Raw genomic sequence first — 25,840 nt, forward strand, 5'->3', positions numbered from 1 at the left:
GGTGTGCAGATGCGGAAATTCGTTCTCGGCCTGGTGCTCGTCGCCACGGTCACGGCGTGCTCCTCCCCGCCGGACCAGGCCGACCAGGTCGCCTCGCTGACCACGCCCGGCAGCGGCTCACCGTCCTCGCCGGCGACGCCGGCGGACTCCCAACGACCACGTATGCGGATCGACATGACGCCCGAGGACAAGGACGCCCTCTACCAGGTCCACATCCGGTGCATGGCCGAGCACGGTGTGGACAAGACGCGCTTCCAGACCGAGGGGATTCCGACGGACGAGGTGCAGAAAGCCGCCGCGAAGGCGTGCGAGTCGAGCGATCCCCTGCCGCCGTGGGAGATGGACCGCGCCAACCCCGAAACCCCCGACTTCACCCGCCGCGTCGTGCAGTGCCTGCGCGACAAAGGAGTGAGGGAGGTCGAGGTCGCCAACGATCCCAACTCCCCGATCGTCTCCGTCTCCCTCGGCGGCCCGGAGAACGACAGGGAGTCCGTCGTCAAGGGCTTGGAGCTGATGCCCGAGTGCGAGAAGGAGGCGTCGAAGAAATGAGGACCATAGCTGCGCTGCTGGCCGCGATCGCCCTGATCTCACCCACCGCGGCGCGGGCCGACCACGGCCCGCCGCAGGTCGGAGTCGCCGTCTACGACCTCGGCGACACCGCGTTCACCCGAGAGGGCTTCCGGGGCCCCAACGAGCTCCGTGCCGTCGTGCACTACCCGAAGCAGCGGACGACCACGCCCCGACCGCTCGTGCTCCAACTGCACGGCATGTGGTGGACCTGCGTGGCCACCCCGAAGAACGAGCCCACGATGGACTGGCCATGCCCGCAGGGGCATCACGAGCTGCCCAGCTACCGGGGTTACGACTACCTCGGAAAGGCGTTGGCGCGCCGAGGTTTCGTCGTGGTCTCCATCGGCGTCAACGGCATCAACTCCGCCAACCCCGGTGCCGCGTACACCGACCGCGCGCACCTGCTGAACAAGCACCTGGAGATGTGGCAACGTCTGTCGAGCACAGGAGACGGCGAACTGGCGGGCAAGTTCGCCGATCCCGTGACAGGCGCACCGGTGCCCGTCGACTTCCGCGGTCAGGTCGACCTGACCAACGTGGGCACGATGGGCCACTCCCGCGGCGGGATGGCCGCCATGCTGCACTCGTCCGAGCAATGGCGGCCGACCTGGCCGCCGGGAGTCCAGGTGCGGGCCGTCCTGCCGCTGGGCGCCGTCTACAACGTCGTCGAGCCGACCGAGGTGACCTCGGTCCCCTTCGCCGTCCTGGACGGCGGCTGCGACTCGATCAGAGGGCGGTCGTACTTCGACGATGTCCGGGGCCGTACCAAGGTGCCCATCCACGCGTTCCTGGTGCACGGCGCCAATCACAACTTCAGCAACGTCCAATGGTCGCCGGGCAGCGGCCAGGCGGGCGCGGTGGACGACGCGTCGCACGAGGGCCTTCCGGCGGGCCAGTGCACAGACGGCCATGCGGGCAGCACACCCGGGCGGCAGCTCACCGAAGCCCGGCAGCGGGAGGTGGTCGTGACCTACGCGACGGCGTTCTACCAGCGGTACCTGCAGGGCCGCACCGACCGCGACCCGGTGCTGACCGGACAGTCGCATCCGGTTCGGCACATCACACCGGTCGACGTGGAGTTCGCGTCATGAGGTACCCCGCCAACCCGGACGCGGCCGACTTCAGGTTGGCAGGAACACCAACCCGACGGCGTTGCACTGAGCCCCTGGCGGACGTCGGGGTGCCGGTGGGACGTGAGGTTGCCCATGATCAGAGCAGGGATCCGGTAGTGGATGCGTCCGGTGGTCAGGTCGACTGCGGCGAGCATGTTCACAACGCCGTGCCGGCGGTTGTAGGTCGTGGTCGATCCAGGCGTTGCGGTGGGTCAGGCGTGGGTGCAGGCGGTTCCAGGCCTGTGCGGTGGCGGTGCCGTAGAGGCGGGTGTCGGTGCGCGTCAGCACGTCCTCGGCGCCCCGGGTGGCCGGGTCGCCGAAGACGAACTCGCCGCCGTGCTCGGGAAAACGTCCGCCCAGAGGATTGTGGACCCGGGGTGGGGTCGGGCGGCGCAGCACCCGGTCCGACCGCATCCGTCCCAGCACCCGCACCGGCAGATCGGCCGACAGGTACGCGATGCGCGGCACGTCGTAGCCGGCGTCGAGCACCACCGGGATCTCCGGATCGCCCTGCCTCCACTACCCGGCGGCGATCAGCCGTTCGACCACCCCGCGCAGCCGGGCGACGGTCACCGCGGCGACGTCCGCGCCGGGCGGCAACCGGACCGCGTCCGGCAACGCCGTCCACGACGTGCCGCCGGTCTCCAGCGCGGCCACGAACGAGTACTGCTCGTCCAGGACCGCGACGTGCAGACGACGCCACAACCCGGCCTCGGTCCACTGGGAAAAACGACGGTGCACGGTGGGCACGGCCACCCCGGACGAGGGCGGCAGATCACGCCACGCACACCCGCCGGCCAGGACTTACACGATCGCGGTGAACACCGCCCGATCGTCCACCGGCGGGGTGCCGCCACCCTGCGGACGCACCGCGAACCCCGGAACCAGCGGCTCGACCAGCGCCCACAGCCCGTCCGGCACCAACCGCAACGCCAACTTGTCCGTCATGGCATATCAGCATCCCACCAGCCCACAACCCCACCACACGAAACACGGTCTTAACCTGCATGGACGTAGTTTTCGGCACGCACACCGCTACACCGGCGCCTGAATGGAAGCCCGCCGCAACCCCGGAGTGGTGGCCCCGACCACCGCGACCGCGATCACGCACAGTAGCCCACCGCTCACCAGCGCGAAGGGCCCCGACGTCGCACCGGCCACCAGGCCACCGCGCATGTTGCCCACGTCGGGCCCGGCCTGCGCGACGATCTGCTCGGCGGCGGCCACCCGCCCCAACATCGAGTCGGGCGTGTGCAACTGCACCAACGCCCCGCGCGACACCACGGAAACGGTGTCCGCCACCCCCGCCAGCACCAGGAAACCCAACCCCACCCAGGGATTGGTGGATATCCCGAACAACGCCACCGACACGCCCCACCCCAGCGCCCCGACGACCATCACCACCCCCGGTCGCGCGAGCCGGGTGAACGTGCCGGAGAAGACCGACGCCGCCACGCCACCCACCGCGATGGCGGTGAGGAACAACCCGAACGTCCGCGGATCCCCACCGAACCACTCCGCGTTCACCAGCGGGAAGACGCTGATCGGCATGGACAGCACCATCGCGGCAAGATCGGTCAGCAACGCCCCGCGCACCACGGGTTCCCGAACCAGGTACGCCAACCCGTCCACGACACCACGAACCCCCGGCCGCGACAACTCCCCTTCCGGCACCATCGGCGGCAACCCGAAAGCCCCGTAGAACGCCACCCCGAACGTCACCACGTCAACCAGGTAGCACCCACCAACCCCTGCCCACGCCACCAGGACCCCACCGAGCGCGGGCCCGAGCAACATCGCCCCCTGGACCCCGATCCGGTTCAACGCCAACCCGGCCGCGAGTTGCTCCTTGGGCAACAACCGTGGGATGAACGTCCGCGACGCGGGCCCACCACCGGCGACGAAACAGGCTTGGAGGGCAACCAGCGCCAACACCCCTCCCACGGGCAGGTGCCCCACAAACCCCTGCACAGCGAGCAGAACACCGCAGAACGCCTGCCCGGCAACCGTGATCAGGTAAAAACGCCGCCGATCAACCCGATCCACCAACGACCCGGCGAACAACCCGAACACGATGATCGGCAACGCCATCGCCAACCCCACAGCCCCGGTCCACACCGTGCTACCGGTCATGGACCAAACCTGGAACATCACCGCGACGAGCGTCATCTGACTGCCAAAACCAGAGAACACCCGCCCAACGAACAACCGCCGAAAAACCGGAGCCCTCAACGGCGCAACATCGATCAACGCCCGCCCCAAAAAAACAACACCCCTCCCACTGTCAAGTACCGGGTTTGATGGAGACTGGATTAGCTGGTTTCCAGGCTTGCAGTGACCGGCCGGGTCACCCCGAAACTACGTGATCCCGACGCGGCCGATCGGTGGACCTGGCTGCTGCCGGCCGCCTCTACCCAACTGCGCTTGGCACGCGGCATGGTCGCGGACTTGCGTCATCCCTGGGAGAAAACCGTTCTGCCACAACGACTCACCCCGGCACAGGTCCGACGGGGATTTCGGTACATCCGCCAGCAGGTGACCTGTCCGGCCCATGCGCCGAAACCCACCAGACCCGGACCGGGTCGACCATCAGGACGGCCCAATCGACACCCGGCCACACGCCTTAAAACTCAAGCTTGGTGTGGGACCGGTGTCTGGCCAAACTCGTTCCAGGCGTCCGGCGAGTCGCTCTCTCATTGCGGCTGCCCACCGATTGGTTGGCATGTCCCACTCATGGCCTGCGCCTCGCCGAACGCCGTGTGAGGAGGGACTTAGAAGAGGTTTGCCCTGATCAACGTCGAGGAAGGCCGTCGCAGACCCGACCGATTGTGGGCGGTCGGGTCGGCGACGGCGTAGTCAAACACCTCGCGCAACGCTTGGTCGCCGACAGCGAACCGGTCCTCGGCATTCCCACCAAGCTCGCGGTCGAAGCCAGGGTGTTCGACACCGGTCACGGCCGCAAGACCGACGCCACCAACACCCGCTTCGTGGCCCTGGTCACGCTGCGGCAGTTGGCTGACGTGGTCAGAACAACAACGGCGTCTGCCCGTAACCATGTTCAGTCTGCTCTCGGGAAGGACGCAGCCGAGGCGCTCGAACGAGGACTCGCTTCAACCAGCGATCCGTTCCGTCATAGCGAGGCCGGAAAGCTACTCGACCATGAACCAAAACGTCGTTGTCGACGACCAACAGATCGCCCGGTCGAAGGTTCACGCTGAAACTGCAGTCTTCGAAACGCTGGGCGAGTTGCTCGTAGGTATCGAGGAACGTCGGCTCCTCCTCAAGGAAGCGCGTATAGAAAGGATCGTAGCGCACGCACAGTCCATCGGTTCGGGACCAAACGGTCGACATCCCGACATCGGATGCACCGTCGCGCCCGTCGATCCTATAAGAATCGTCCGGATTGATAATCGCGAGCGGCTGTTGGAGGCGCTCCAGCTCGGTCGAGCTAAGCGCGATGTCGCGAATGGACGCAAGTCGGGTGCCCACGGAATCAGGATTTCGCATGCACGCGAGCAGTAGTACATCCGCCCGTTCTGAATGGAATGCATCCTCTGTATGCCAGGCCAGGGGAACCGCACTGCTGGCACCGACCTGTAGTCCAGCGCTCTCCGGGCTGGGCAAGATATTATGCACCAGTCGACCGTCCTGCTGTCCCGCCCATCCGAAGGGTCGCCCCAGAGCGGAGGCGACAAGGACAAGAGCCACATCATGGGCCGCAGCCTGCGTTGCTTCAACCTCGGACCAGCGCGGTGGCGTGTGCCCAGGATCGCCAAGCCCATTCAAGAGGCCCGGCACCACTCGAAAGCCCCGATCCTCTGGGTGCAGTGAAACGATCTCCTTCATGGCCGCGCTCAGGCCCGGATCCAACTGCCATTCGGTCTTGGACATTACCGTTTGGCCGGACGCGCCGTCCGAAATCAACCGGCCGACAGTATTGCGGAACATTGACTGAAAGTTGCCAGATAGCAAATCTGACTCGATTACGGACATTCTTATTCCTTCACCTTGACACAGGCAAACAAATCAACGCATGAACGGTGCCGTGCAGCGCATATTGCGCGAATCCTACGGCCCCCCAAAGAAAGCAAGTGAAAAATCTTCGATACATCGACATACGGTAAAGAACCCATATGACCGACAGCACACTCAGGACTTGCGTCCCCAGCCGCCGGCCTCGTTTTGTACGCGGACGACGAGCAGCGGCCAGCCGCCGGTCACGGGCCGCCCGTGCTTGAACTGAGCCCGGCGCAGCGGCGTCGTCACGACCCTGGCTCCGATCGCCGTCACCTGCGCGGCTGCTCCACCCGGACGGTGACCTTCTCGCGTATCCAGTCGATTCGAGCCCGGACCTGTTCCTCGTCGGAGCCGGCCACGACGTACTGAGCGATGCTGCCGCCGACACGCCCGAGCGGTTGAACGCTGTCGCCGACGTCGGCGAAGACCTGCCGGGAGATCAGCCAGTCGGGTGGCACCATGGCGTCGTCCATGCCCTCGAACACCCCTGGGCGGGCGTAGAACATCACGTCGCCGATTGCCGGCGGGCCCGGCTGCCAGTCCGGGTCCGGCTTGCTCGGCTCACCCACGGCCATGTCGATCATGGACCCCATCAGGTTGTAGCCGCTTAGCTGGTAGACCATCTCGTTGATCGTCCCGCCGCCGACGCGACAAGCGACCTCGTTGAAGACGAGGCCGTCCGGGCTGATGAACGCCTCCAGGTGCAGCACGGAGTCCCTCACCGAGAACGCTTCCAGCACCTGGCTGGTCAGCGCGTCGGCTGCCCGCTGGAGCGCGAGGTCGTCGCTGATGGCCGTAGCGGTCGGCCGACCTGTGGTGTACTCGAGCTGCGAGTTGACGTAGCGGAACACCGTCCGGTGCAGCACGCTCCCGTCGCGGACCAGGCAGTCGACGTGGAGCATCTCGCCTTCCACGAACTGTTCCACCTGGTGGTGGCGTAGCTGCGGCGGGAGCAGGTCGAGGTCGGCCGTGCTCGATAGGACGTGCACGCCGACCGAGCCGGCACCGTCCCTCGGCTTCACCACGACCTTGCCATAGCGGGCCAAGAACGGCGCCACGTCGGCGGGCGTGTCCACCAGGGCGTGCGGGGCGCAGCGCAGCCCACCGGCCCGCGCGACCTGCTTCATCAGGTTCTTGTCGCGGAATGGCGCCACCCAGTTGGTGTGCGGGCCCGGCAAGCCGTGCTCGGTGCGGAACTGGGCCACTGGTAGCTGGAGGTTCTCCGGAAAGACCACGACCGCGTCCAGGCTCCGCCCCGCGTGCAGGGCTGTGAGCATCCCGATCAAGGTCGGCTCGGAATTGATCGGGAAGCCGAGCACCGCGGACCAGTCGCTCAGCCGGGACTTCGACACCTTGTCTGGGTCGGTGAGCAACACCGCGTCGGTGCCAGATCGGTGCAGCCAGGCGTCACCGTTAGCCCGTGCGAACCGGTCGGCCCCTCCTCGGTCGATGATCGCTATGCGCATGCCCCTACCCTTCGTGTCTGGTCGTACATTCGCTGCCGCTCGTCGGCGACGGCGGCGCCGTCATGGCGCGGCCATCAGGCCGAGCAGGACTTGGTCGAGCTCTACTGGTGCAGGCGCGGGTAACGGCACCATCTACTGAGCCGGGACATGGCGCTTGTCGTGCTCGTCGTTAGATGCGGCTCTGAGCCTTCTCGATCCGCACCAATGCGTCCTCTAGTTCCTCCTCGGGCGCCGCGAACGACAGCCGCACGTGGCCCTGTCCCCCAGGACCGAATGCGGAACCGGGTGTCGTCACCACACCTGCCTCGCGCAGCAGCCAGTCCGCGAACTCGGCCGCGTCCGGCAGGTGGGTCGCACGGATGTCCGGGAACGCGTAGAACGAGCCTTCCGGCGCAGCACAGGTGATTCCCGGCAACGCGTTGAGCCCGTGCACCAGGAGGTCACGTCGCCGGGTGTACGCGGTCAGCATGGCGACGACGGCCCTGGTGCCTCCGGTCAGTGCGGCCTCGCCCGCGATCTGGACGAAGGTCGCGGCGCAACTCACGCTGTGCTCGTGCACCTTGAGGGTGGCGGAGATCAGGTCTTCCGGTCCGGCCAGGTAGCCGAGACGCCAACCCGTCATGGCGTAGCCCTTGGAGAAGCCGTTGACGGTGAGCGTGTTCTCCGGCAACTGAGCGGCCGGGCTGAGGTGCGAGCGGCCGTCGTAGCGCAGGTGTTCGTAGATCTCGTCGGAGATGACAATGAGATCGTGGGCTCGTGCCACGGACACCACCGCCTCCAGTTCGGCTGAGTCGAGCACCCGGCCCGTGGGGTTGTTGGGGCTGTTGACCAGCAGCACGCGGGTGTTCGGCGTGATCGCCGCCGCCAAGTCGTCACGGGAGATGCGAAAGCCCGAGGACGGGTCCAGCGGCAGGGGCACCGGTGTCGCGCCCGCCAGCGACACCATGGCCGCGTAGCTGACCCAGCCCGGAGACGGGATCACGACCTCGTCGCCGGGGTCGAGCAACGCGGTCAGCGCCGCGTAGAGGGCGTGCTTGGCCGATGGGGTGATGATCACCCCATCGGCCGGGTTGACGAGGATGCCGTTGTCCTTCGCCAACTTCGCCGCCACCGCCGCGCGCAGTCCAGGCAACCCGCGGCTGGGCGAGTAGTGGGTCTGGCCCGAGCGCAACGCGTGGATCGCCGCTTCCGTGATCCCAGACGGGGTGGTGAAGTCGGGCTCGCCCCTGGACAGGTCCACAAGGGACGCGCCAGACGCCCGCAGGTGCTGCACCGTCTCCAGCATCGCCACCGTCGCCGATCGCTCGACGCCCGCCACCCTTCGCGCCGCACGCTTGGTCATCGCCATCTCCTCGTTCTGCTTCGGAATCCGGTCAGGACCGGAGCATCTCGGCGATCAGGAACGCCAGTTGCACCGACTGCTGGGCGTTCAACCGCGGATCGCACGCGGTCTCGTAGCGGCGCGTGAGGTCCGCCTCCGAGATCTGCTGTGCGCCACCCAGGCACTCGGTCACGTCGTCGCCAGTCAGTTCCAGGTGAACGCCACCGGGGTGTGTGCCGAGCTTGCGGTGTACCTCGAAGAAGCCCTGCACCTCGTCGACGATTCGGTCGAAGTGCCGGATCTTGTGGCCACTGCCGGAGTTCTGGGTGTTGCCGTGCATCGGGTCGCACTGCCACACGACCTTGTGCCCGGACGCCACCACCCTCTCCACAATCGGCGGCAACGCCTCGCGGACGCGGCCGTTGCCCATCCTGGCGATCAGGGTGAGCCTTCCCGGCTCATGCCGCGGGTCGAGCCGCTCGACGTAGTCAAGCGCCTGCTCTGGCGATGTCGTCGGCCCCAGCTTCACGCCGATCGGGTTCGACAGGTGCTCGGCGAACGCGATGTGCGCGCCGTCGAGGTGGCGAGTCCGTTCGCCGATCCACAGGAAGTGCCCGGACGTGCCATAAGCGCGCCCTGATTCGCCGGCGCGGACCAGGGCCGCCTCGTAATCCAGCAGCAGTGCCTCGTGCCCCGCGAAGAACTCCGGCGCCCGCGCCAGGTCGCCGGAGAACCCGCCGAAGGCGTTCATGAACGCGAGACCGCGGTCCACCTCGGCGGCCATCGCGTTGTACCGGCCGCCCGCGCGGGCCGAGGCGAGGAACTCCTCGTAGCCTTGGTGCGCGCCGCGCATGCTGCTCGTGCCCACCACCGCCCGCAACATGTTCATGGTGACGCAGGCATTCGCGTGGGCGCGGACCATGCGGTCGGGGTTAGGCACTCGGCCGTCCGACGTGGGTTCGAACGCGTTGACGGCGTCACCGCGGTAGCTGGGCGGACCGAGCGCGACGGTGTCGCCGGAGCGGGGTTTGGCGTCCTGGCCCGCGATCCGGCCGAGGTGCACCACGGGAATGCCCCCGTGGTAGCCCAACACGGCGCTCATCCGCAGCATCGTCTGGATGTTCCTGCGCAGGTGCGTCTCGGTGTTGCCGTCGAACGTCTCCGCCCAGTCACCACCCTGCAGCAAAAACGCCGAGCCCGTCGCGACATCGGCGAGGCGGGAGGTGAGGGTGTCGATCTCGGGCGGGGTGACCACGGGCAGGGCTTCGGCGAGTTCGGCCGACGCCGCCCGCAGCACACTCTTGTCGGGCCACGACGGCTGCTGGGCGGCGGGCAGGTCGAGCGCGCCGGCCAATCCGGCCCGGACATCCGGGCGGAGCAGGTCGAAGTGAGGACGGGGGATGGTGGTGGACTGGCCGATCCAGGCGGTGGCGGGTGCCAGCGTCGGGACGGTGGTGGTCACTGGGCTTCTCCTTGTCGGTGGAGCACGTCACGCACCGCGCGCGACCACTTCGGCAGGCACGCGGACGGGGCGAGCACCGAGACGGTGATCGCGGCGACGTCGTGGACGATGTCGCTTCACTGGCCGGATCTGCTGCTGCCGACCTGCATGAACCAGCGGGTGTGCTCGGTCGGGATGCCAAGCACGTGCAGTCCTTCGTCGGGCCGACCATGCCGGTCGACCGGGTGGAACGGGCTGGCCGTGACGGCGACGCCACCGGTGTCGTACTCCTCGCTGGCGCCGCGGTTGACGAAACTGGACCAGATGCCGCGGTCGTGCAAGTCCCCCGTCAACGGCAAGGAGTCCACACGGAGGTCCGGGCTCGGGATGCGGGCGTCTATCGGGCCCCTGGCAGCCGGGTTCGGCGGCTTCCCGCCACTCCCAAAAGGACGGTCCCGCACCCGCGCGAGCCTGCTCGTCGTCCGGCAGGCCCGAGAACGCCGAGATCTGGCCGAGGACTGTGTTCATGAGGAACCAACGGGGATGGTCGGTGCGGTGCACGCGGCCGGCGCCCACCTCCACCGCGTCGATGGCAAGGACCTCGACCGCTCGGTCGCGGGGCTCCGCGGCCGGCCGGGCTGCGATCCGCTCCAGCACCATCATTGCGCGCAGACCCGTCCCGATCACCTGACCACCTCCTTCACCACTGCACGGGGCGCGCGGGCGTAGCTGCCCAAGACCGCGACGTCGGCGGCTTTCCGCAGTGCCGCAACGGCATCCGCGAGGGGCAGGTCGTCCAGGTGACCCTCCACGTCGACGAAGAACCGGAAGCGGCGCAGGCTCGACCCGTCCGGCCACGAGTGCAGCCAGACCAGGTCCACACCACGCGCGCCGAACTCGGCCAACGACTCGGCGAGCACGCCAGGCCGGTTGACCCGATGTGTGATCAGCAACGATGTCCGGTCGTGCCCGGTCGGAAGGACGGACTCACCCGCCCGGCGGACTGACACGAACCTCGTCCACGCGTCGGTTCGGTCACCCACGCTGTCGACGAGCACGCTCAAGCCGTAGTGGGCGGCGGCCTCGGGTGAGGCGATGGCGGCCACCGCGGGTGAACCGCCCGCGGCGACCTCCCTCGCCGCAGCGGCGGTGGAGTCCGACAGAACGACCTCGACACCAGGTAGCGACTCGCTGATCCAGCGGGCGCACTGGCTGTGCGCGTGTGGATGACTGCGCACACGGTTGACGCCGGACAGGCTCGCTCCGGACAAACCGAGCAGCGCGAGTCGCACCGGCACCTCGACCTCGCCGTCGACCCGCAGGTCCTCGCCGATCCTGGCGAGTTCGCCCAACGTCGCGGGCACCACGCCGCTCGTGCTGTTCTCCAACGGGATAACGGCCGCGTAGCACTCGCCACCGCGCGCGGCGGCGAGCGCGGCGGAGACCGAGGTGTAGGGACGGACCCGCGTGCCGAACGAGCGCGCCGCCGTCTCGCTGAAGGTTCCTTGCGGCCCGAGGTAGGCGTGGGTCATGACGCTACGACCGAGGCTGGTGCGACGGACAGTTCCGCGGCCATCCTGGCCTGCACGACCGAGAGGTCCTCGCAGTCGCCACCGGGGCGTTCGGCGACGTGCCTGCGGTAGAGGTTCTCCAACTCGGCGTCGGTCACCCGCGCACCGAGGTTGTCCAGGATGTGGCGCAGCACGGCCCGGCCGGAGTGGCGGGCGATGAGCAGCGAACGCTCGCGGCCGAAACGGGACGGCTCGACGAACTCGTAGGTCGCCGGGTTGTTCAGGATGCCCTGCTGGTGGATGCCCGCCGCGGTGCCGAACGCGTACGTGCCGAAGATCGCCTTGTTCCTCGGCTCCTCAAGGCCGATGATCTCGCGCAGCCGGTTGTAGGCCGCGTACATGGACTCCAGCTTGATGTCGGCCCGCATCCCCAACTCGGCGGACTTGTAGGCCAGCACCGCGGCCAGTTCCTCCAGCGGGGTGTTGCCCGCGCGCTCACCGATGCCACCGAGCGTCACCTGCACCTCGTCAGCGCCCGCTTCCAGACCGGCGATGGCGTTGGCCAGCGACAGCCCGAAGTCGTTGTGGCAGTGGGTGGACACACGGACCGGACGGGGCGCCCACGAGCGGATCTTGCCGATCAGCTCGGCGTACTCGGCCGGCAGGTGGCACCCGGTCGTGTCGGCCAGGATGATGCACGTCGCGCCCGCCTCCAGCGCGCTGTCGGTGAGTGCGCGCAGCAGGTCGTCGTCGCCGCGGCTCGCGTCCTCGATGCCGACCGAGATGTGTTCCACGCCAAGCGATCGGGCGAAAGCAACGGTGTCGGTGACCTCGGCGACAGCAGCGGCTGCGGTGATGCCGCGCTTGTGCTCCAGGTGGATGCGGCTGCCGGTGGCCACCATCTGCACCTCGTGGTTGTCCACGCCTCCCGCTTCGACGGCGCGCGCGACATCGAGGCGGGACGTGCGGGAGAAGGTGGCGAACCGGGTTCCGCGCAGGTTCTGTGAGATCAGGCGGGTCGCCTCGAAGTCGCTCGGCGACGACGCGGGGAAGCCTGCCTCGACGCAGTCCACGCCCAGCTCCGCGATGCGCAGGGCCAGGTCGAGCTTCTCCTCGGGGCGCATGGCGTTGCCGGGAGCCTGCTCGCCGTCGCGCAGAGTGGTGTCGAACAAAGCGATCCGCCGCGTGCTCTGGTCCATGACTGCCTCTCCGGTGGGTGTGTGGTCCGCGGTCACCGGTTTCCTCAGTCCCCCACCAGTCCGGGGATGCCGTTGATCCAGCGATCGGTATGGTGGTCGGCGGCGGCCTGGTCGCGGAAGGCGTAGGTCTTGAGCAGCCAGCGCGAACGGGATCGTTCGACGTCGACGACCTCGATCAGCTCGCGGTTGTGCAGACCGTCCTGGTTGGCGAAGGTGAAGAGGTCGCCTTCGAGGATCCGGTGTCGCTTGCGCTCCGCACGGGAGAGCGCGCTCTTGAGCGCCAGCAAGGCGTCCTTCGCTTCCGGCGGCGCGGTCCGCGACACCGTGGTGTGCGAGTCCAGGTACCGGATGCTGTGATCGTTCTCGAAGATGACGTGCGGCGCCGACTCGGTGAGCGAGTTGTTGTTGTCCTTGGACACCACGTCGAACGGTGTCACGAAGTGCGGCAGGCGCAGCACCGCTTCCTCGTCGGCGCTGAGGTTCGCGAGCAGTGAGCGTCCATCGATGAACGCGGTGTAGGTCATCTCTTCCGCCGGGCAGCGCATACCGAGCAGGGTGATGAAGTCGGCGCGGACCGGGTGCGCGGTGCGGTCGTTGTGGAACACGAGTTCGCCGTCGCTGTAGCCGGTCTGCTTGCCGAAGTACTTGTCGATGGCGAACACGTCGGTGAAGAAGTCGCCGTTGAACCGCGTGGCGTAGGCCAGCAGCGGAGTTGTGGTCAGCAGGCCGAAGGCCGCGAGGAACGCCTCACCGACGTACGTCTTCTTCCGCGCGTACTTGTCGACCTGCGGGTTGCTGTGCGACAGAGTCGGCAGTTCGGTGTCGACAGGGCAGTTGCGCAGCGCGTGCACGTCGGAGTGGCCGCTCTCGCGCTCGCCCCGAATCTGGTCGGCGACTTTCACCAGCGGGGCGGGCAGGCCGTCCCGTACCAGTGCCGCGACCGCGGCCGTGAAGCCGAGGTAGTCGCGGTAGGGGTCGACGGTGATCGCTCCCAACGCCGCGCGGATGTCGTCCCGTTCGGTATCGGAGAACGTGTGGATCGGTTGCATGAAGTCCCCCTCTGTCGATCGGATCGACTTCGATTCTCACGACCTCGCCATGTCGGCGAATCGTCCGAGGGAGGAGACCGAGGAGCTGGAGGTGGAGGTGGACTACGTGCGTTCGGAGGAACGACTGCCATTGGTGTAGCCGTGGACGCCGACGGCGGATGTCTGCTGTGGACAGTCGTCCGCAGCAGACATCCGCCGTTCCTGCTCGACCAGGGTCAGGCTGCCCCGGTGGCCCGTGCCGCCTTGAGCGCCGCTGGGGCCAGGGGTACCGCCACCCCCGAGGCGATGCCGACGAGCAGCCACACCCAGCACCCGTGCCAGGCGTTGGCGAACACGCCGCCGATCGCCGGCGTGGCGGCGACCAGGACTGTCGGGGCGTCGACGAGGAACGCCGACAGCACGAGCATCACCGCCGCGGCGGCACCGAAGACCTTGATGGCCTGCCTGCGGTTGCCGTGCTTGTCGGTGTACCTGCCGCTCAGATGCGCGCAGCGCCACCGCCGATCTGCACCACCATCAGCATCACGACGGTGGCCGGCACGCCCACGCCCTTGGCGTCGTGCAGGAAGACCGCGCTGAAGGTCAGGATGCCGAACTGCGGCACCGTCAGCAGGGCGCCGGCCGGCGCGAGCCGCCAGATGTCCCACCGCACCAACGGAGAACGGACGCCAGCGGCCGTCGCGGCGTCGCCGATCCCCAGCACCGTCCAGCGGTGGTTAGGCCCGAAGCGGTGGGTCTCCCTGCGTTCCTGGCCTGCGATAGCCAAGGCGGACTTACTGTCTCCCCAATCAGGTAACCGTACAAACAGGTTGTTTTAGCGGTAGCAGCCCGGTGGCCCACGCGAAAGCGTGACTCCACCGGGTGGACACGAGTGGAAATCGCCCTAGCCGAGGGACGAGCACGTCTCATCCGTCGGCCGTTGCCCGCCCACCGCCCAGCGGATGAGCTTGGGGACATGCGAGCGACCCAAGGCCGGACCCTGGCTCGGAAGGTGTGGGACGAGCACGTCGTGCGTTCCGGCGACGGCGGGCTCGACGACCTCCTCTACGTGGACCTCCACCTGCTGCACGAGGTCAACACGCAATACGCCTTCGACGACCTGAGGGCAGCGGGACGTGCGGTCCGCAGACCCGACCTCACACTGGCGGTCGAGGACCACAACACCCCGACCAGGTCACTCGACGAGGTCATCCACGAACCCGCAGGCCGCCGCCAATCGGCTTTGCTACGCCGCAACTGCGCCGAGTTCGGCATCCCGATGCGCAAGCTCGGCGACCGGAAACAAGGTATCGTGCACGTCATCGCGCCTGAACAGGGCCTGGTTCGGCCGGGCATGATCATCGTCTGCTGCGACTCGCACACCACCACACTCGGCGCGTTCGGAGCGGTGGCGTTCGGCATCGGCACCGGCCAGGTCGAGCACGTGCTGGCCACCCAGACCCTGCCCGCGCGCAGGTTGAAGGACATGGCGGTGACCGTGCGGGGCGACCTGCCCGCCGGTGTCGAGGCGAAGGACCTGGCGCTGGCGCTGGTCGCGCGGATCGGCACGGGAGGCGCGCAGGGACACGCCCTGGAGTATCGCGGGCCCGCGATCACGGCGATGTCGATGGAAGCGCGCATGACCCTGTGCAACATGGCGGTCGAGGCCGGTTCGAAGGCCGGGGTGATCGGCCCGGACGAGACGACCGTGCGCTACCTGCGCGACCGCCCTGGCATGCCTGCCGACTTCGCCGCCGAGGTCGAGCGCTGGCTGGCCTTCCGCACCGACGACGACGCCGAGTTCGACACCCGGTTCGTGATCGACGCGAGCGAGCTGACCCCGTTCGTGTCGTGGGGCACCAATCCCGCGCAGAGCCTGCCGCTGGCAGAGGTGGTCCCCGACCCGGACGCCTTCACCGACGAACGGGAGCGCTCAGCCGCACGGCGGGCGCTCGACTACATGGGCCTGCGACCCGGCACAGCCATGCGCGACATCAAGGTGGACTCGGTGTTCGTCGGCTCGTGCACCAACGGGCGGATCGAGGACCTGCGTGCCGCCGCGGCAGTGCTGTCAGGCCGCAAAGTGGCTGACGGGGTGCACCTGATGATCGTGCCGGGGTCCGCCGACGTGCGCGCGCAAGCAGTCACCGAGGGGCTGGACCACGTCTTTGCCGAGGCGGGCGCCGACTTCCGCGTGGCGGCCGGGTGCTCGATGTGCTGCGGCCTCAACGACGACCGGCTGCTTCAGGGCCAGCGCGCGGCGTCCACCTCGAACCGCAACTTCGAGGGCAGGCAGGGCAAGGGCTCCCGCACCCACCTCGTCTCCCCGGCGGTGGCCGCCGCCACCGCCGTCGCGGGCCACTTGGCCGCGCCGTCCGACCTCTGACCCGCCGAGGACGTATGTTCCCCATCACCGCACACACCGGTACGGCAATGCCGCTACGCCGCAGCGACGTCGACACCGACCAGATTTCCCCCGCACGGTTCGTGCCCTACTACGCCAGGGGTGGCTACACCAACATCCTGTTCGCGGACTGGCGCGACGACCCAGGGTTCGTGCTCAACAAGCCGGAGCACCAGGGTGCCACCGTGCTGGTGGCGGGCGCGGACTTCGGCACCGGTTCGTCACGCGAGTCGGCGGTGTGGGCGCTGCAGTCGAGCGGGTTCCGCGCGGTGCTGGCCCCGCGCTTCGGCGACATCTTCTGCGGCAACGCCCTGACCAGGGGCCTGCTCGCGGTCGCGTTGCCGGACGACGAGATCCGCGCGCTGTGGGACCTCGTCGAAGCCGATCCTTGGCTGGAGATCACCGTCGACCTGGTGGCGCGCGAGGTGCGCCACTCGGACCGTGTGCTGCCGTTCGACATCGACCCCGCGGCGCGGGCACGGCTGCTGCACGGGGTCGACCTGATCACCGAGACGTTGCGCCGCGAGGCCGACATCGCCGGTTTCGAGCGGTCCCGCCCTTCGGGCCCGTCGTTGACGACCGAACCCGTGGAGACCCCCGCATGAGAGCACTGCTGGTGCTCGATCTGATCAACGAGATCACCCACCCCGACGGCCGCTATCCCGAGGCGTGCCTCGACCAGGTGCGCGAGCGCGGGGTGCTGGAGAACGCCGCACGCGCGGTGGCCGCCACACGCGCTCAAGGCGTGCCGGTGGTGCACGTCGTCGTCGGCTTCTCCGCTGGTTACGCGGACTGGCCCCGGTCCTCACCGCTGGGGACTTCTGCGATGACCTTGCGCATCGGCGTGAACGGGTTCGGCCGCATCGGCCGCGGCTTTCTGCGCGCGGCGCTGTCCCGCGACGACGACATCGAAGTAGTGGCGGTCAACGATCTCACCGACGCCGCCACGCTCGCACACCTGCTCAAGTACGAGTCCGTCCTGGACATGCTGCCTCTCTATGTGACCGCGGGCCAGGACTTCATCCCGGTGGACGGACGCAAGATCACCGTGCTCGCCGAGCGCGACCCGGCCGCGCTGCCGCGGGCCGACTTCGCCATACGCGTGTGTGAGGTCCTCGTTCGTGGCAGGCACGGAGATGATCACCCTGCGCGCACCCGCCTCGATGTGTGCGCGGGCCTTGGTGGCGTCGGTGAACACGCCGGTCGACTCGATCACGAGGTCGACCGAGTTGTCGGGACGACTCGACGGCTACTCGATCCGCGTACCGGTGCCGACGGGCTCGCTGACCGACCTGACCGTGCAGATGAGCACGGACACCACGATCGAGGAGATCAACGCGGCCTTCGCCGCTGCCAAGGGACGCGGGCCTGACCAAGGTCGTCGGCGGCCGCACCGTCAAGGTGGCCGGCTGGTACGACAACGAGACCGGCTTCTCCCAACCGCCTGCCGGACACGCGCTGCTCCTGGCGGACTGAGGACCGCCTGATCCGCGCGGACCCGGCACCGCTGTCCGTTCGGCGACTCGTCACCGCCGGACGACCGAGCGGACCATCAGCACGGCCTCCACACGGTTGCGCACCCCGAGCTTGGTGAGCGAGTGTGAAACGTGGCTCTTCACCGTCGCGGCGGAGACGTGCAGCGCCGCGGCCACCTCGGCGGTGGTGTTGCCTGCGGAGAGCAGGGTCAGCACCTCCAACTCGCGTTCGGTGAGCGAACGGACGAGTTGCTCCGGTGACAACGCCCCCGGCCTGGTGATGCCCTGCGCGACCTCGGCAGGCCGGTAGAACCGGAGCAACTCGGGCGAGAGGATCAGGTGGCCGGACCCGGCAGCGGCCGCGGCGGTGGCGATGGTGTCGATCCGGGTGTTCTTCACCAGGCACCCCCTGGCTCCAGCCGCGAGCGCCTCACCCACGGACTCGCCGGTCCACCTGGTCCCGACGAGCAGCACGGGCAGTCCTCTGCCCGCGATCTCGCGGACGTGAGCGATCGCCTGACTGTCCGGCAGGGCGCAAAAGACCACCACGTCAGCCTGGTCGGGTCCCCAGGCCCGGATCTGGTCCGGCCCCTCGACGGTCGCCACGAGCACCACCATCTCCTCCTGTCCGAGGACGGCGCCGACGACGTGCCGGGAGATCGGATCGTGGTCGACGAGCAACACCCGTACCAGGGATTTCTTCTTCATCTCTTGCCGAATGTCACCTAATTCGGCGGACATCCCATCCTCCTTGGTCGGCTGACTGTTCGCACGGCTGAATGACTGATGTCGTGCCCACGCCGGAAACGGCCACACCCAACCGGCGCCAATACAGGAGCCGTCAGCGAAAACCGCATCGCAATAACCGGCTTGCTTAACACTGAGCGTATCCCCGGGCCGGTTCACGAAGATCGATGGTGCCCTCCGCCACAACCGGATGTCTTCACCGCAACCCTAGGACGCCGTTCCGGCGGCTGGTTTACCGCCCGCAAACTCATGACCTTAAGTGCACGTTTAGGTGCATACAAGTTCACGCCACTGTCAGTTTTCGGCAACGGCGCCAACAGTGACGTGATTCGGAGTAGCCTGATCACGCTCGGAACTAGAGCCGGCCTCACGTGGCGGTCGCAATGCTGTCATGATGTTGTGTCGTGTTCGATCGTTTGGCGTTGCGGTTGGTGCCTGATGACTTGTGGGCTGTGGTCGAGCCGCTGATCCCGAAGTTCGCGGCGCGTCCGCAGGGTGGCGGGACGGCCCCGGTGGACGACCGGGCGGTGTTCACCGCGATCGTGTTCGTGCTGACCAGTGGCTGTCGGTGGCGGGACCTGCCACCCTCTTTCGGTGTCTCGGCGCCCACGGCGCACCGGCGGTTCACGCAGTGGACGCAGGCCGCGTTGTGGCGGCGACTGCACCAGGCGGTACTCGACGCCGTGCTGTGCGCCGATAGGCGGTGCGGACCCTGGTCGGCTTGTCGCTGGCACCGGAGCACCGACGCGGTCACGGCGGCCTGTACGACGCGGTCAACAACGGCCGGATCGACGTCGACCGGCTGCGGAACGCACTGGTCAGGCTGCCGATCTCGCGGCCCTCGGCGAGATCGCCCTCGCCGCCGCCACAGCCCTCGGACACACCACCGGCCAGGCACTGGCGCACCGCGGTGTGGCACTCGCGCAAGCCTGGCACGGCGATTACGTCGACGCCGAGCGCAACTTCGACCAGGCACTCGCACTGCACCGCGCCGACAGCGACCTCATCCGAGAGGCCAGGACGCACCTGGAGATCGACTGGATGTACCACCGCGGTGCGCGTCACCGTGAAGCACTGGGACACGCACAGCACGCGCTCGCGCTCTACAGATCGACACACCACCGCGCCGGTCAGGCGGGCGCGCTCAACGACGTCGGCTGGTGCCTGACAGAACTCGGCGAGCACGAGGAGGCACTGGTGCACTGCGACCAAGCCCTCCGCCTGCACCGCGAGCTGGACACCGCTACGGCCAGGCCGCGACGTGGCACAGCATCGGCTACGCCCACCACTACCTCCGACACCACCCCGAGGCGATAGCGGCGTACCGGTCCTCACTGGCGCTCTACCGCGAACTGGGCAGCCGGTACGACCAGGCCGTCACGCTGGACCACCTGGGCGACACCCTCCACGCGACGCACGACGACACCGCGGCAGCGGAGTGCTGGCACGAGTCCCTGGCCATCCTGGAACAGCTCCGACACCCCAACGCCGCAGACGTGCGCGTGAAGCTGGACCTGTCCGGTAGCCGGCTCTTCCATTAGCAGTGCCTTGTCAGGTCGATGCCCCGGGACGGCGGTCGTCCAGCGGATCGTCCTCGACCTGGTCGGCCAGTCCGGGACCGAGCACGTCGTGGTAGCGGAGCTACGGGTTCAAGAAGTCTGCAAACTTCTTGCCGGATGCCTCCGGTGCGCTGGTCTCCGCAAGCCGTGCCGAACTTCCCGACCGGTGGAACCAGCCTTCTTCGCCGGTCCAGCGCGAAGTCTTCCAAGGAGATCGACCATGAAGCGCATCATCATCGTTTTCGCTGCGGCCCTGGTCACCATGCTGTCCATCGTCGCACCCGCGCAGGCCGCAATCCCGTTGGCGTGCACCAACGGCTCGTACACCGACCCGGCCTTCCCCTACCAGACCCACTGGCTGATCGGGGAACGCAAGTACGGCAGTGCCGTGACCAACCGAGTCACCTACCGATTCTGGCTGCACGAATCCCTTCTCAGCACTCCTCGATTCCTGTCGGTCAGCTACGCGCGGTGCCTCGACTTCACCGGCAGCGAAACCACGATTCAGCCGTACAACGGCAACTTCGATCGCCCGTGCTCCGCGAGCGGTGACTACGTCACTGTCGTGGGCGATCGATTGATCAACCACCGGCTCATCGGCTCCCGCTTCAGCCCGCCGGTCCGACCACCGGCCCTCGCCTTCACCTACAGGTTCTGGGTGCGCGAGGACAACGGCTGGTATCTCGACAACAACGTCGCGCGGTGTGGATAGGGCTGTCTGGCGGCGACACCGCCATGACCCCACCGCTCCCCCACCCGGCCGCATGTCGCTCGCCGACGTCCGCCGCGCCCGACTACGACCTGGTCGAGCTGCCCCGCAACTTGCACAGCTTCGACAGCGGGCCTTCGCCGCGCGATTCCGGCGGCCCGCCGATCCCCGGCCACGCGTGTGCGGGCGGCCACCTCCGCAGTGCGGACCGGAATACGCTCACCGGTCCGCACTGCGGAGCACTCCACTTGGTTACCCCGTAGCCGGGCCGAGCGCGCCACGGCGACTGCTCGGGTCGGCATCGACGGATTCCGGCTCCGGGATATGCCCGCGCGGCGGTGTGGTCACAGGAGATCCCGGCCGTGATCGTGCTGTGGACCGTTGGACCACGCAGTACCACGGCCGCCCACGACGGTGAGGAGGTGTCCGGGCGGGAGGAGAAAGACCTCCCGGCCGGCAGGGAACGTCTCTGCTCCCCGGTGACGGCTACGGCCGTGCCGCGTCCACCATCGACCGGGACCGTTGTCAGGCCCCCTGACCGCCAGGCGACCGACGAGTGGAAACAGCGCGACGCGATCCGGGCCGGTGTCGAGGGCTTCCGTCCACCAAGCGGTCGCCGCCACCAACACCGTGATCACAGACCGTTCAGGTTCGAGTCCTACCGGGGCCATACAAGATCGGCAGCGTCAAAGTCCGGGCTTCTCGTGTTCGAAGACACCTACCGGGTGTGAGTACCAGCCGTTTCCCGTTACCAGGGTTCGGTGGTTCGAGCAGGGCAACCGCGATCCAGCAGTCCCTCTGCGTGGGTTACTGGACCGCCCGCATCGCGGCATCGCGGACGCCGGGATGTCACCGGACCGTGGTCCCGCGCAGCCGGGTGATCTCCGAGCCTCACAGCTGACCACGACATGCTCGCGTTGCTTGCCCGACGGGGAAGCCCGGCTGCCCATGCGGGCGTACCCACATCCCTTCCAGCACGGGCACGCCGGGCGCGGATCTCATGTGTATGAACGCCAGCGCGGTCGTGCAGGACGAGGAGGGCAGGCGCACCCACCAGACGATCGCGCGAACGCCGCAGCCTGTATTCCGTGCGTCACGATTGCTGGCGCTGCAGCGCACAACGGGAACCAGGCCACGGCGGCGCTGGTGGCGGCCAAGTCGGTGCAACGTGACTCGGTGACGTTCGAGCTCGAACAGGTCACACCTGCACAGCAGGCTGATCTCGCGGCGCGTGGCATTCGACTGCCCGGCGCGTCGGCGGCATCCGTCGATCCCCGGCACCACGGTGATTACACCGATCTCCGGGTGAACGCCGTCGGTTTCGGCATCTACCTCGGTGGCTACCTGGTGTACTGCGACGGCTTGCCGTTGCCGGTGTTCGTGCCCGACTCCGACGTGGACTTCGGGTCTGCCGCAGCGAATGCGCCCGACTCCGCGATCTACCCGGACCGCACCGAAGCGGTGCGGGCAATCCCGTTCGGACCGCCCGCACCGGGGGCACGGCCCACCGGTGGCCTTCTACCGCGGCGCGGGCGGAGCCGTAGTGGCACCGACGAGCTTCTCCCCGCTACCACGCCTCGTTTCGCCGAATGCGCGCTACGCGCCCGCCGGGAGTTGGCCGAGCAGGTGCAGCACGACCTGAATCCAGAAGGCCCTGAGTGTCATGCTCGGCAGGGTCGAAGACCACATCGGTCCGAGGAATAGTCAAGACCTGTGGATCGGCGTGTCGTGCGACTTGCCCTTCTGACTTCTTGTCGGATCACGCGACGAGCTGGCCGCCGTAACATTGGCAGCAATGTGAACGCCGATCAGTCGCGCGCGCCAGCGGCGGCGGCGTCGTGCAGGACGAAGGTGGCGAACCCAAGCTCGCGTCGCGCGCCGCTCAGCCAGGACTCGCGATGCTCACGTGCAACGGCAAGCGCCTGGGCACGATCCTCCGTCGTCGAGGCCTCCCGTACGGCCCAGTCGACGAGCGACCCGGCCCAACTGAACTGGTAGTCGTCCCACTCGGCCAACGTGCTTACGTGCCCGTACGACGGCTCGAACCCGTGCTCACGGATGGCTCGCACGAAGCCGGCGAGGTCGGGATAAGCGTCGGCAGAAACCTCAAGCGCCGCCAGCGCAGAGGCCGACGGGCGGCCCTCCCAGATGCTGTCGCCGATCAGCGCTTGGCCGCCGGGGCGCAGATGCCGCCGGACAGCGACCAGCATGTCCTCCAGCCGGCCGAAGGCGTGGCTCGCACCGACGCACAGCACCACGTCGAAGACCCCGTCGGCCCAGGTGGCGGCATCCGTTTCGATCCAGCGCACACGGTCGCTCAGCCCCCGCTCGCCGGCACGCCCGGCGGCAGAGGCCGGGAGCATGTGGTCTACCCCTACGCCCGTGATCCCGGGGTGGGCAAGCAGCAACTCCTGCAGCCACTCGCCCTCTCCGCACCCGAGGTCGACGGCGCGGGCGCCGTCGCTTGGGCGCAGCCAGCCGACCAGTTCGCGTAGCCGCTGGGGCGCCACCGGCGCCGCGATCGGATGGCGCAGGTGGGCAATGTCGAAGATCTCGGAGCGCTCCACTGCAGCAACTCTACAAGCAGACTCAACCGAGGCTGAGGCATGCCAGAATGAGGCACATGATCCGCCGTACTTGCGTGGATCGGCGTGGTCATGCGACGTGCTGATCGCCTCCTGACTTCTCATCGGGTCGCTCGACCAGGACGCCGCGTTCGAAGGTCGCGCCAGCGCGGACGAGGGCGACCAGGTGGGGTGCGTTGACCGCTCGCCACCGATGCTGGGCGGACTCGATCAGCTTGAACGCCATAGCCAGGCCTGCCGCGCGGGATCCGGGGCCCTCGGTGACCTTCTGCCGCAACCGCACGGTCGCGAAGGTCGACTCGATCGGGTTCGTGGTCCGCAGGTGCACCCAGTACTCGGCCGGGTAGTTGTACAACTCCAGCAACACGTCCAGGTCGTCGGTGATCTTCGCGGAAGCCTTGGGAAACCTCACCCCGTAGGCATCGGCGAAGCTCGTGGCCGCTGTCCGGGCGTGGTCGGCGTCTTCGGCGTTGTAGATTTCCTGCATCGCTTTGGTCGCTGCGGGCTGCGCTGACTTCGGCAGCGCCGCAAGAACATCCGCACTCTTGTGGAACCAGCAGCGCTACTCCCGGGTGGTCGGGAACACCTCCCGCAGCGCCGCCCAGAAGCCGAGCGCCCCGTCGCCCATCGCCAGTATCGGGGCGCATCCCGCGCCGTTTGCAGTCGCGGAGCAGATCGGCCCAGGACTCGGCGGTCACGATCAACTGCTCCACGGGCACCGTGAACGCCACTCCACACCTCCAGAGACCACAAGCACCTCGGCCGCATAGGCCAGGCCGAGACCCTGTGCGAACGCGCGCTGGCGATGATCGCCGACCACCCTCCTCCGGCGACTCGATCAGTCGCCGCCACCGCGTACGGCCACCTCGGCATCGTGCACCGCATGGCGGGACGACCCGACCGAGCCGTCGACGCGCTACAGCAATCCCTTGTGCTGCTGCGGCAAGCAGGCGACCGGCTCAACGAATGCCTGTTCCTCAACGAACTGGGCGAGACACTGAGGATCGACGGCAACCTCCCGGAGGCCCTCGCCACCTTCCGGCAGGCACTCGCCCTCGCCACCACCATGAACCACCCCCACCAAACCGCCCGCGCACACACCGGCATCGCCAACTGCATCCCCCGACACGCCGCCGCCGCGCATCACGCACGGGCACGCGCCATCCTGACCGAACTGGACGTCGGCCCGTTCTGCCGATGACCGCACCCGTCCCATCCGACAGCCGCACGAAGCAGCCTGATGCGTGCGACCGACGGTGACGACGCCGGCCAACCTGGCTGCGCGCCTGGGCCGAGATGGGCTGATGCCGTGCGTGTGACACGACTCCCTGTCACCCCTTGCCGGACGATCACCGGTCATGTCGGCCAGGATCTCGATCGTGGGTGTGGGGTGCCGGTTGCCCGGTGGGGTGACCGACCTGGACGGGCTGTGGTCCGTGCTGGTCGAAGGGCGGGACGTGGTGGACGAGCCTCCCCCGGACCGGTTCGACACGGAACGGTACTGGGACGTCAACCAGATGGAAGCAGCGCGACCTCGTTGAGCTACGCCCTGCACAACGTGATCATCCCCGTGTTCGAGGCGCACGGCGCGCCACCCGGCACGATCAACGTCATCTGCGCCGACTTCGAGGTCACCATGCGGCAGTGGCTGGACAGCCCGTCGGTGAACACCGTCTATTACTTCGGCTCCAGCGACCACGGGCTCGCGCTGGAGCGCAAGTGCGTCGAACGCGGCAAGAAGGCGATTTTGGAACTGTCGGGCAACGACGGTGTGCTGGTCTGGCACGACGCGCACCTGGAACACGCCACTGCGGCGTTGCCGGAGTCCTTCTACGCCTCGGGCCAGGCCTGCGTCGGCCCGAAGTACGTCATCGCGCACCCGGACATCGCCGACGAGTTGCTGACCAGGTTGGCCACGGCCCACGTCGGCGTTGCGACCAGGGGATCCCGAGACCTCCGACACGGTGCTCAGCCCGGTGCTGCGAGCCACCGCGTTCCAGCGCACCCTCGACGACACCACGAGCGCGGGCGCCGTGAAAGTCTGCGGCGGCAACCGGGTCGGCCTGGACGGCGAGCCGGACCCGAACGGGCTGTTCATCGAACCCACCGTGCTGCGGGTCGACGGGTTCGAACAGGCGGACAGTCTGCCTGCGGTGCGCGGCGAGAAGTTCTTCCCGATGCTTTCCGTCGTGGTGCCAGAGGACGGCCCCGACCTGCTCGACCACTGCCTGGACTTCCTCAACCGCAACAAGTTCGGCCTGCGCAACTCCTTGTGGGCCGAGGACCCCGTCGTGGTGGAGCGGTTCACGACCGAGGTGGTCAACGGCGGCCTGCCGAAGGTCAACGACTCACATTTGGCCAGCGCCCCGTACCTTCCCGGTCTCGGCGGCACCGGCGACAGCGGCGGCACGCACGGCGAGGCGGCGTGCCCCATCCTGGGAGCAAGCCGATTGCAGGCGGTCGCGATCGCCACTTCACGGGTGCACCCGCACGCCGCCGTGTTCGGCTCATCAGCGGCGGCGGCCTCGGAGGTCTTGCCGAGCAGCACGCCGACGGCGGCTCGGTCGGTGTTCTGCTCGAAGCTGGAGCCCTGGAGACCGGCCCGGTCGACCGAAGTCGGCGTTGAACTCGGTGTAGGAGGTGTGCGCCCGGACGAGGGCTGACCTGCGGTGGTTCCTGATCATCTGAGTGCCCCG

26 protein-coding genes and 8 pseudogenes are annotated in these 25,840 nt (G+C 68.1%); 16 read left to right on the plus strand and 18 right to left on the minus strand.

Going from position 1 to position 25,840, the window contains the following annotated elements; genetic code table 11:
- Positions 1 to 9 precede the first annotated feature (9 nt).
- Both ACQPZF_RS26725 and ACQPZF_RS26730 read left to right on the plus strand, forming a co-directional pair.
- Positions 10 to 549: a lipoprotein gene (locus tag ACQPZF_RS26725; protein WP_433261419.1), complete on the plus strand. Its 540-nt coding sequence runs from the start codon at positions 10 to 12 to the stop codon at positions 547 to 549.
- Positions 546 to 1,661, plus strand: a complete 1,116-nt coding sequence (locus tag ACQPZF_RS26730) for a hypothetical protein (protein ID WP_433261421.1) — start codon at positions 546 to 548, stop codon at positions 1,659 to 1,661. The genes ACQPZF_RS26725 and ACQPZF_RS26730 overlap by 4 nt, the downstream gene beginning before the upstream one ends.
- A 30-nt stretch (positions 1,662 to 1,691) precedes the next feature.
- Here ACQPZF_RS26730 and ACQPZF_RS26735 read toward each other — a convergent pair.
- The 13 genes and pseudogenes from ACQPZF_RS26735 to ACQPZF_RS26795 form a co-directional block, all read right to left on the minus strand.
- Positions 1,692 to 2,189, minus strand: a pseudogene (locus ACQPZF_RS26735) (transposase); the annotation flags it as partial.
- 40 nt (positions 2,190 to 2,229) lie between these two features.
- A pseudogene (locus ACQPZF_RS26740) lies at positions 2,230 to 2,630 on the minus strand (transposase); the annotation flags it as partial.
- Between the two features lie 87 nt (positions 2,631 to 2,717).
- Positions 2,718 to 3,944, minus strand: a complete 1,227-nt coding sequence (locus ACQPZF_RS26745) for an MFS transporter (protein ID WP_433261423.1) — start codon at positions 3,942 to 3,944, stop codon at positions 2,718 to 2,720.
- A gap of 762 nt (positions 3,945 to 4,706) precedes the next feature.
- The gene (locus ACQPZF_RS26750; protein WP_433261425.1) at positions 4,707 to 5,675 is read right to left on the minus strand and encodes a TauD/TfdA family dioxygenase; all 969 of its coding nucleotides are present in this window, start codon (positions 5,673 to 5,675) and stop codon (positions 4,707 to 4,709) included.
- Between the two features lie 156 nt (positions 5,676 to 5,831).
- Complete coding sequence (locus ACQPZF_RS26755; protein ID WP_433261427.1) at positions 5,832 to 5,972, minus strand: hypothetical protein; 141 nt, start codon at positions 5,970 to 5,972, stop codon at positions 5,832 to 5,834.
- Complete coding sequence (locus ACQPZF_RS26760) at positions 5,969 to 7,165, minus strand: ATP-grasp domain-containing protein (protein ID WP_433261429.1); 1,197 nt, start codon at positions 7,163 to 7,165, stop codon at positions 5,969 to 5,971. Before ACQPZF_RS26760 ends, ACQPZF_RS26755 begins: the two co-directional genes overlap by 4 nt.
- A gap of 169 nt (positions 7,166 to 7,334) precedes the next feature.
- Positions 7,335 to 8,507 carry a pyridoxal phosphate-dependent aminotransferase gene (locus tag ACQPZF_RS26765; protein WP_433261431.1) on the minus strand — a complete coding sequence of 391 codons (1,173 nt, stop codon included), beginning with the start codon at positions 8,505 to 8,507 and terminating at the stop codon, positions 7,335 to 7,337.
- Between the two features lie 31 nt (positions 8,508 to 8,538).
- Positions 8,539 to 9,906: a 3-deoxy-7-phosphoheptulonate synthase gene (locus tag ACQPZF_RS26770; protein WP_433274702.1), complete on the minus strand. Its 1,368-nt coding sequence runs from the start codon at positions 9,904 to 9,906 to the stop codon at positions 8,539 to 8,541.
- A gap of 158 nt (positions 9,907 to 10,064) precedes the next feature.
- Positions 10,065 to 10,280 carry a hypothetical protein gene (locus ACQPZF_RS26775; protein WP_433274990.1) on the minus strand — a complete coding sequence of 72 codons (216 nt, stop codon included), beginning with the start codon at positions 10,278 to 10,280 and terminating at the stop codon, positions 10,065 to 10,067.
- Positions 10,281 to 10,407: 127 nt separating this feature from the next.
- Positions 10,408 to 10,590 (minus strand): annotated as a pseudogene (locus tag ACQPZF_RS26780) (FAD/NAD(P)-binding protein); the annotation flags it as partial.
- A 20-nt stretch (positions 10,591 to 10,610) separates the two neighbouring features.
- Positions 10,611 to 11,459 (minus strand): prephenate dehydratase, encoded by an 849-nt coding sequence (pheA, locus tag ACQPZF_RS26785; protein WP_433261433.1) that lies wholly within the window; start codon positions 11,457 to 11,459, stop codon positions 10,611 to 10,613.
- Positions 11,456 to 12,637 carry a LeuA family protein gene (locus ACQPZF_RS26790; protein WP_433261435.1) on the minus strand — a complete coding sequence of 394 codons (1,182 nt, stop codon included), beginning with the start codon at positions 12,635 to 12,637 and terminating at the stop codon, positions 11,456 to 11,458. Before ACQPZF_RS26790 ends, pheA begins: the two co-directional genes overlap by 4 nt.
- A 44-nt stretch (positions 12,638 to 12,681) precedes the next feature.
- A complete protein-coding gene (locus ACQPZF_RS26795; RefSeq protein WP_433261437.1) occupies positions 12,682 to 13,686 on the minus strand; it encodes a TauD/TfdA family dioxygenase in 1,005 nt (334 codons plus the stop codon).
- Between ACQPZF_RS26795 and ACQPZF_RS26800 the strand changes: the two genes are divergently transcribed.
- Complete coding sequence (locus ACQPZF_RS26800) at positions 13,685 to 13,825, plus strand: hypothetical protein (RefSeq protein ID WP_433261439.1); 141 nt, start codon at positions 13,685 to 13,687, stop codon at positions 13,823 to 13,825. The genes ACQPZF_RS26795 and ACQPZF_RS26800 overlap by 2 nt on opposite strands.
- A 76-nt stretch (positions 13,826 to 13,901) precedes the next feature.
- Here the strand turns inward: ACQPZF_RS26800 and ACQPZF_RS26805 are convergent, their stop codons facing one another.
- A complete protein-coding gene (locus ACQPZF_RS26805; protein ID WP_433261441.1) occupies positions 13,902 to 14,093 on the minus strand; it encodes a hypothetical protein in 192 nt (63 codons plus the stop codon).
- A gap of 71 nt (positions 14,094 to 14,164) precedes the next feature.
- Positions 14,165 to 14,452 carry a hypothetical protein gene (locus tag ACQPZF_RS26810; RefSeq protein WP_433261443.1) on the minus strand — a complete coding sequence of 96 codons (288 nt, stop codon included), beginning with the start codon at positions 14,450 to 14,452 and terminating at the stop codon, positions 14,165 to 14,167.
- A gap of 189 nt (positions 14,453 to 14,641) precedes the next feature.
- Between ACQPZF_RS26810 and leuC the strand changes: the two genes are divergently transcribed.
- The 3 genes and pseudogenes from leuC to ACQPZF_RS26825 all read left to right on the plus strand — a co-directional run bounded on the left by leuC (position 14,642) and on the right by ACQPZF_RS26825 (position 17,545).
- Entirely contained in the window at positions 14,642 to 16,051 is a 1,410-nt protein-coding gene (leuC, locus tag ACQPZF_RS26815; protein WP_433261445.1) for a 3-isopropylmalate dehydratase large subunit, read from the plus strand.
- Positions 16,052 to 16,065: 14 nt separating this feature from the next.
- Positions 16,066 to 16,674 (plus strand): 3-isopropylmalate dehydratase small subunit, encoded by a 609-nt coding sequence (gene leuD / locus ACQPZF_RS26820; protein WP_433261447.1) that lies wholly within the window; start codon positions 16,066 to 16,068, stop codon positions 16,672 to 16,674.
- A 221-nt stretch (positions 16,675 to 16,895) separates the two neighbouring features.
- Positions 16,896 to 17,545, plus strand: a pseudogene (locus tag ACQPZF_RS26825) (glyceraldehyde 3-phosphate dehydrogenase NAD-binding domain-containing protein).
- Between the two features lie 50 nt (positions 17,546 to 17,595).
- Here the strand turns inward: ACQPZF_RS26825 and ACQPZF_RS26830 are convergent.
- Positions 17,596 to 18,252 (minus strand): response regulator transcription factor, encoded by a 657-nt coding sequence (locus tag ACQPZF_RS26830; RefSeq protein ID WP_433261449.1) that lies wholly within the window; start codon positions 18,250 to 18,252, stop codon positions 17,596 to 17,598.
- Between the two features lie 443 nt (positions 18,253 to 18,695).
- Between ACQPZF_RS26830 and ACQPZF_RS26835 the strand changes: the two are divergent.
- The 5 genes and pseudogenes from ACQPZF_RS26835 to ACQPZF_RS26855 form a co-directional block, all read left to right on the plus strand.
- A pseudogene (locus ACQPZF_RS26835) lies at positions 18,696 to 19,082 on the plus strand (transposase); the annotation flags it as partial.
- Positions 19,083 to 19,332: 250 nt separating this feature from the next.
- Complete coding sequence (locus tag ACQPZF_RS26840) at positions 19,333 to 19,608, plus strand: tetratricopeptide repeat protein (protein WP_433261451.1); 276 nt, start codon at positions 19,333 to 19,335, stop codon at positions 19,606 to 19,608.
- Positions 19,494 to 19,832, plus strand: coding sequence for a tetratricopeptide repeat protein (locus ACQPZF_RS26845; protein WP_433274704.1), 339 nt, complete (start codon positions 19,494 to 19,496; stop codon positions 19,830 to 19,832). Before ACQPZF_RS26840 ends, ACQPZF_RS26845 begins: the two co-directional genes overlap by 115 nt.
- 238 nt (positions 19,833 to 20,070) lie before the next feature.
- Positions 20,071 to 20,562, plus strand: coding sequence for a hypothetical protein (locus tag ACQPZF_RS26850; protein WP_433261453.1), 492 nt, complete (start codon positions 20,071 to 20,073; stop codon positions 20,560 to 20,562).
- 1,173 nt (positions 20,563 to 21,735) lie between these two features.
- Complete coding sequence (locus ACQPZF_RS26855; RefSeq protein WP_433261455.1) at positions 21,736 to 22,263, plus strand: hypothetical protein; 528 nt, start codon at positions 21,736 to 21,738, stop codon at positions 22,261 to 22,263.
- Positions 22,264 to 22,367: 104 nt separating this feature from the next.
- On the opposite strand, the gene ACQPZF_RS26860 is transcribed toward ACQPZF_RS26855, so the two are convergent.
- A complete protein-coding gene (locus ACQPZF_RS26860) occupies positions 22,368 to 23,126 on the minus strand; it encodes an SAM-dependent methyltransferase (protein WP_433261457.1) in 759 nt (252 codons plus the stop codon).
- 88 nt (positions 23,127 to 23,214) lie between these two features.
- Positions 23,215 to 23,839: pseudogene (locus ACQPZF_RS26865) on the minus strand (transposase); the annotation flags it as partial.
- A gap of 65 nt (positions 23,840 to 23,904) precedes the next feature.
- Here ACQPZF_RS26865 and ACQPZF_RS26870 point away from each other — a divergent pair.
- The 5 genes and pseudogenes from ACQPZF_RS26870 to ACQPZF_RS26890 form a co-directional block, all read left to right on the plus strand.
- Positions 23,905 to 24,090 (plus strand): annotated as a pseudogene (locus ACQPZF_RS26870) (tetratricopeptide repeat protein); the annotation flags it as partial.
- Entirely contained in the window at positions 24,076 to 24,345 is a 270-nt protein-coding gene (locus ACQPZF_RS26875; RefSeq protein ID WP_433274706.1) for a hypothetical protein, read from the plus strand. The pseudogene ACQPZF_RS26870 and the gene ACQPZF_RS26875, both read left to right, overlap by 15 nt.
- 157 nt (positions 24,346 to 24,502) lie before the next feature.
- Positions 24,503 to 24,685 carry a beta-ketoacyl synthase N-terminal-like domain-containing protein gene (locus tag ACQPZF_RS26880; protein WP_433261459.1) on the plus strand — a complete coding sequence of 61 codons (183 nt, stop codon included), beginning with the start codon at positions 24,503 to 24,505 and terminating at the stop codon, positions 24,683 to 24,685.
- Between the two features lie 17 nt (positions 24,686 to 24,702).
- Positions 24,703 to 25,053, plus strand: a pseudogene (locus tag ACQPZF_RS26885) (aldehyde dehydrogenase family protein); the annotation flags it as partial.
- A gap of 22 nt (positions 25,054 to 25,075) precedes the next feature.
- Entirely contained in the window at positions 25,076 to 25,807 is a 732-nt protein-coding gene (locus tag ACQPZF_RS26890) for an aldehyde dehydrogenase family protein (protein ID WP_433261461.1), read from the plus strand.
- Positions 25,808 to 25,840 lie beyond the last annotated feature (33 nt).

Origin of the sequence: Actinosynnema sp. CS-041913, from assembly GCF_050942485.1 — a bacterium.
Lineage (GTDB): Bacteria > Actinomycetota > Actinomycetes > Mycobacteriales > Pseudonocardiaceae > Actinosynnema.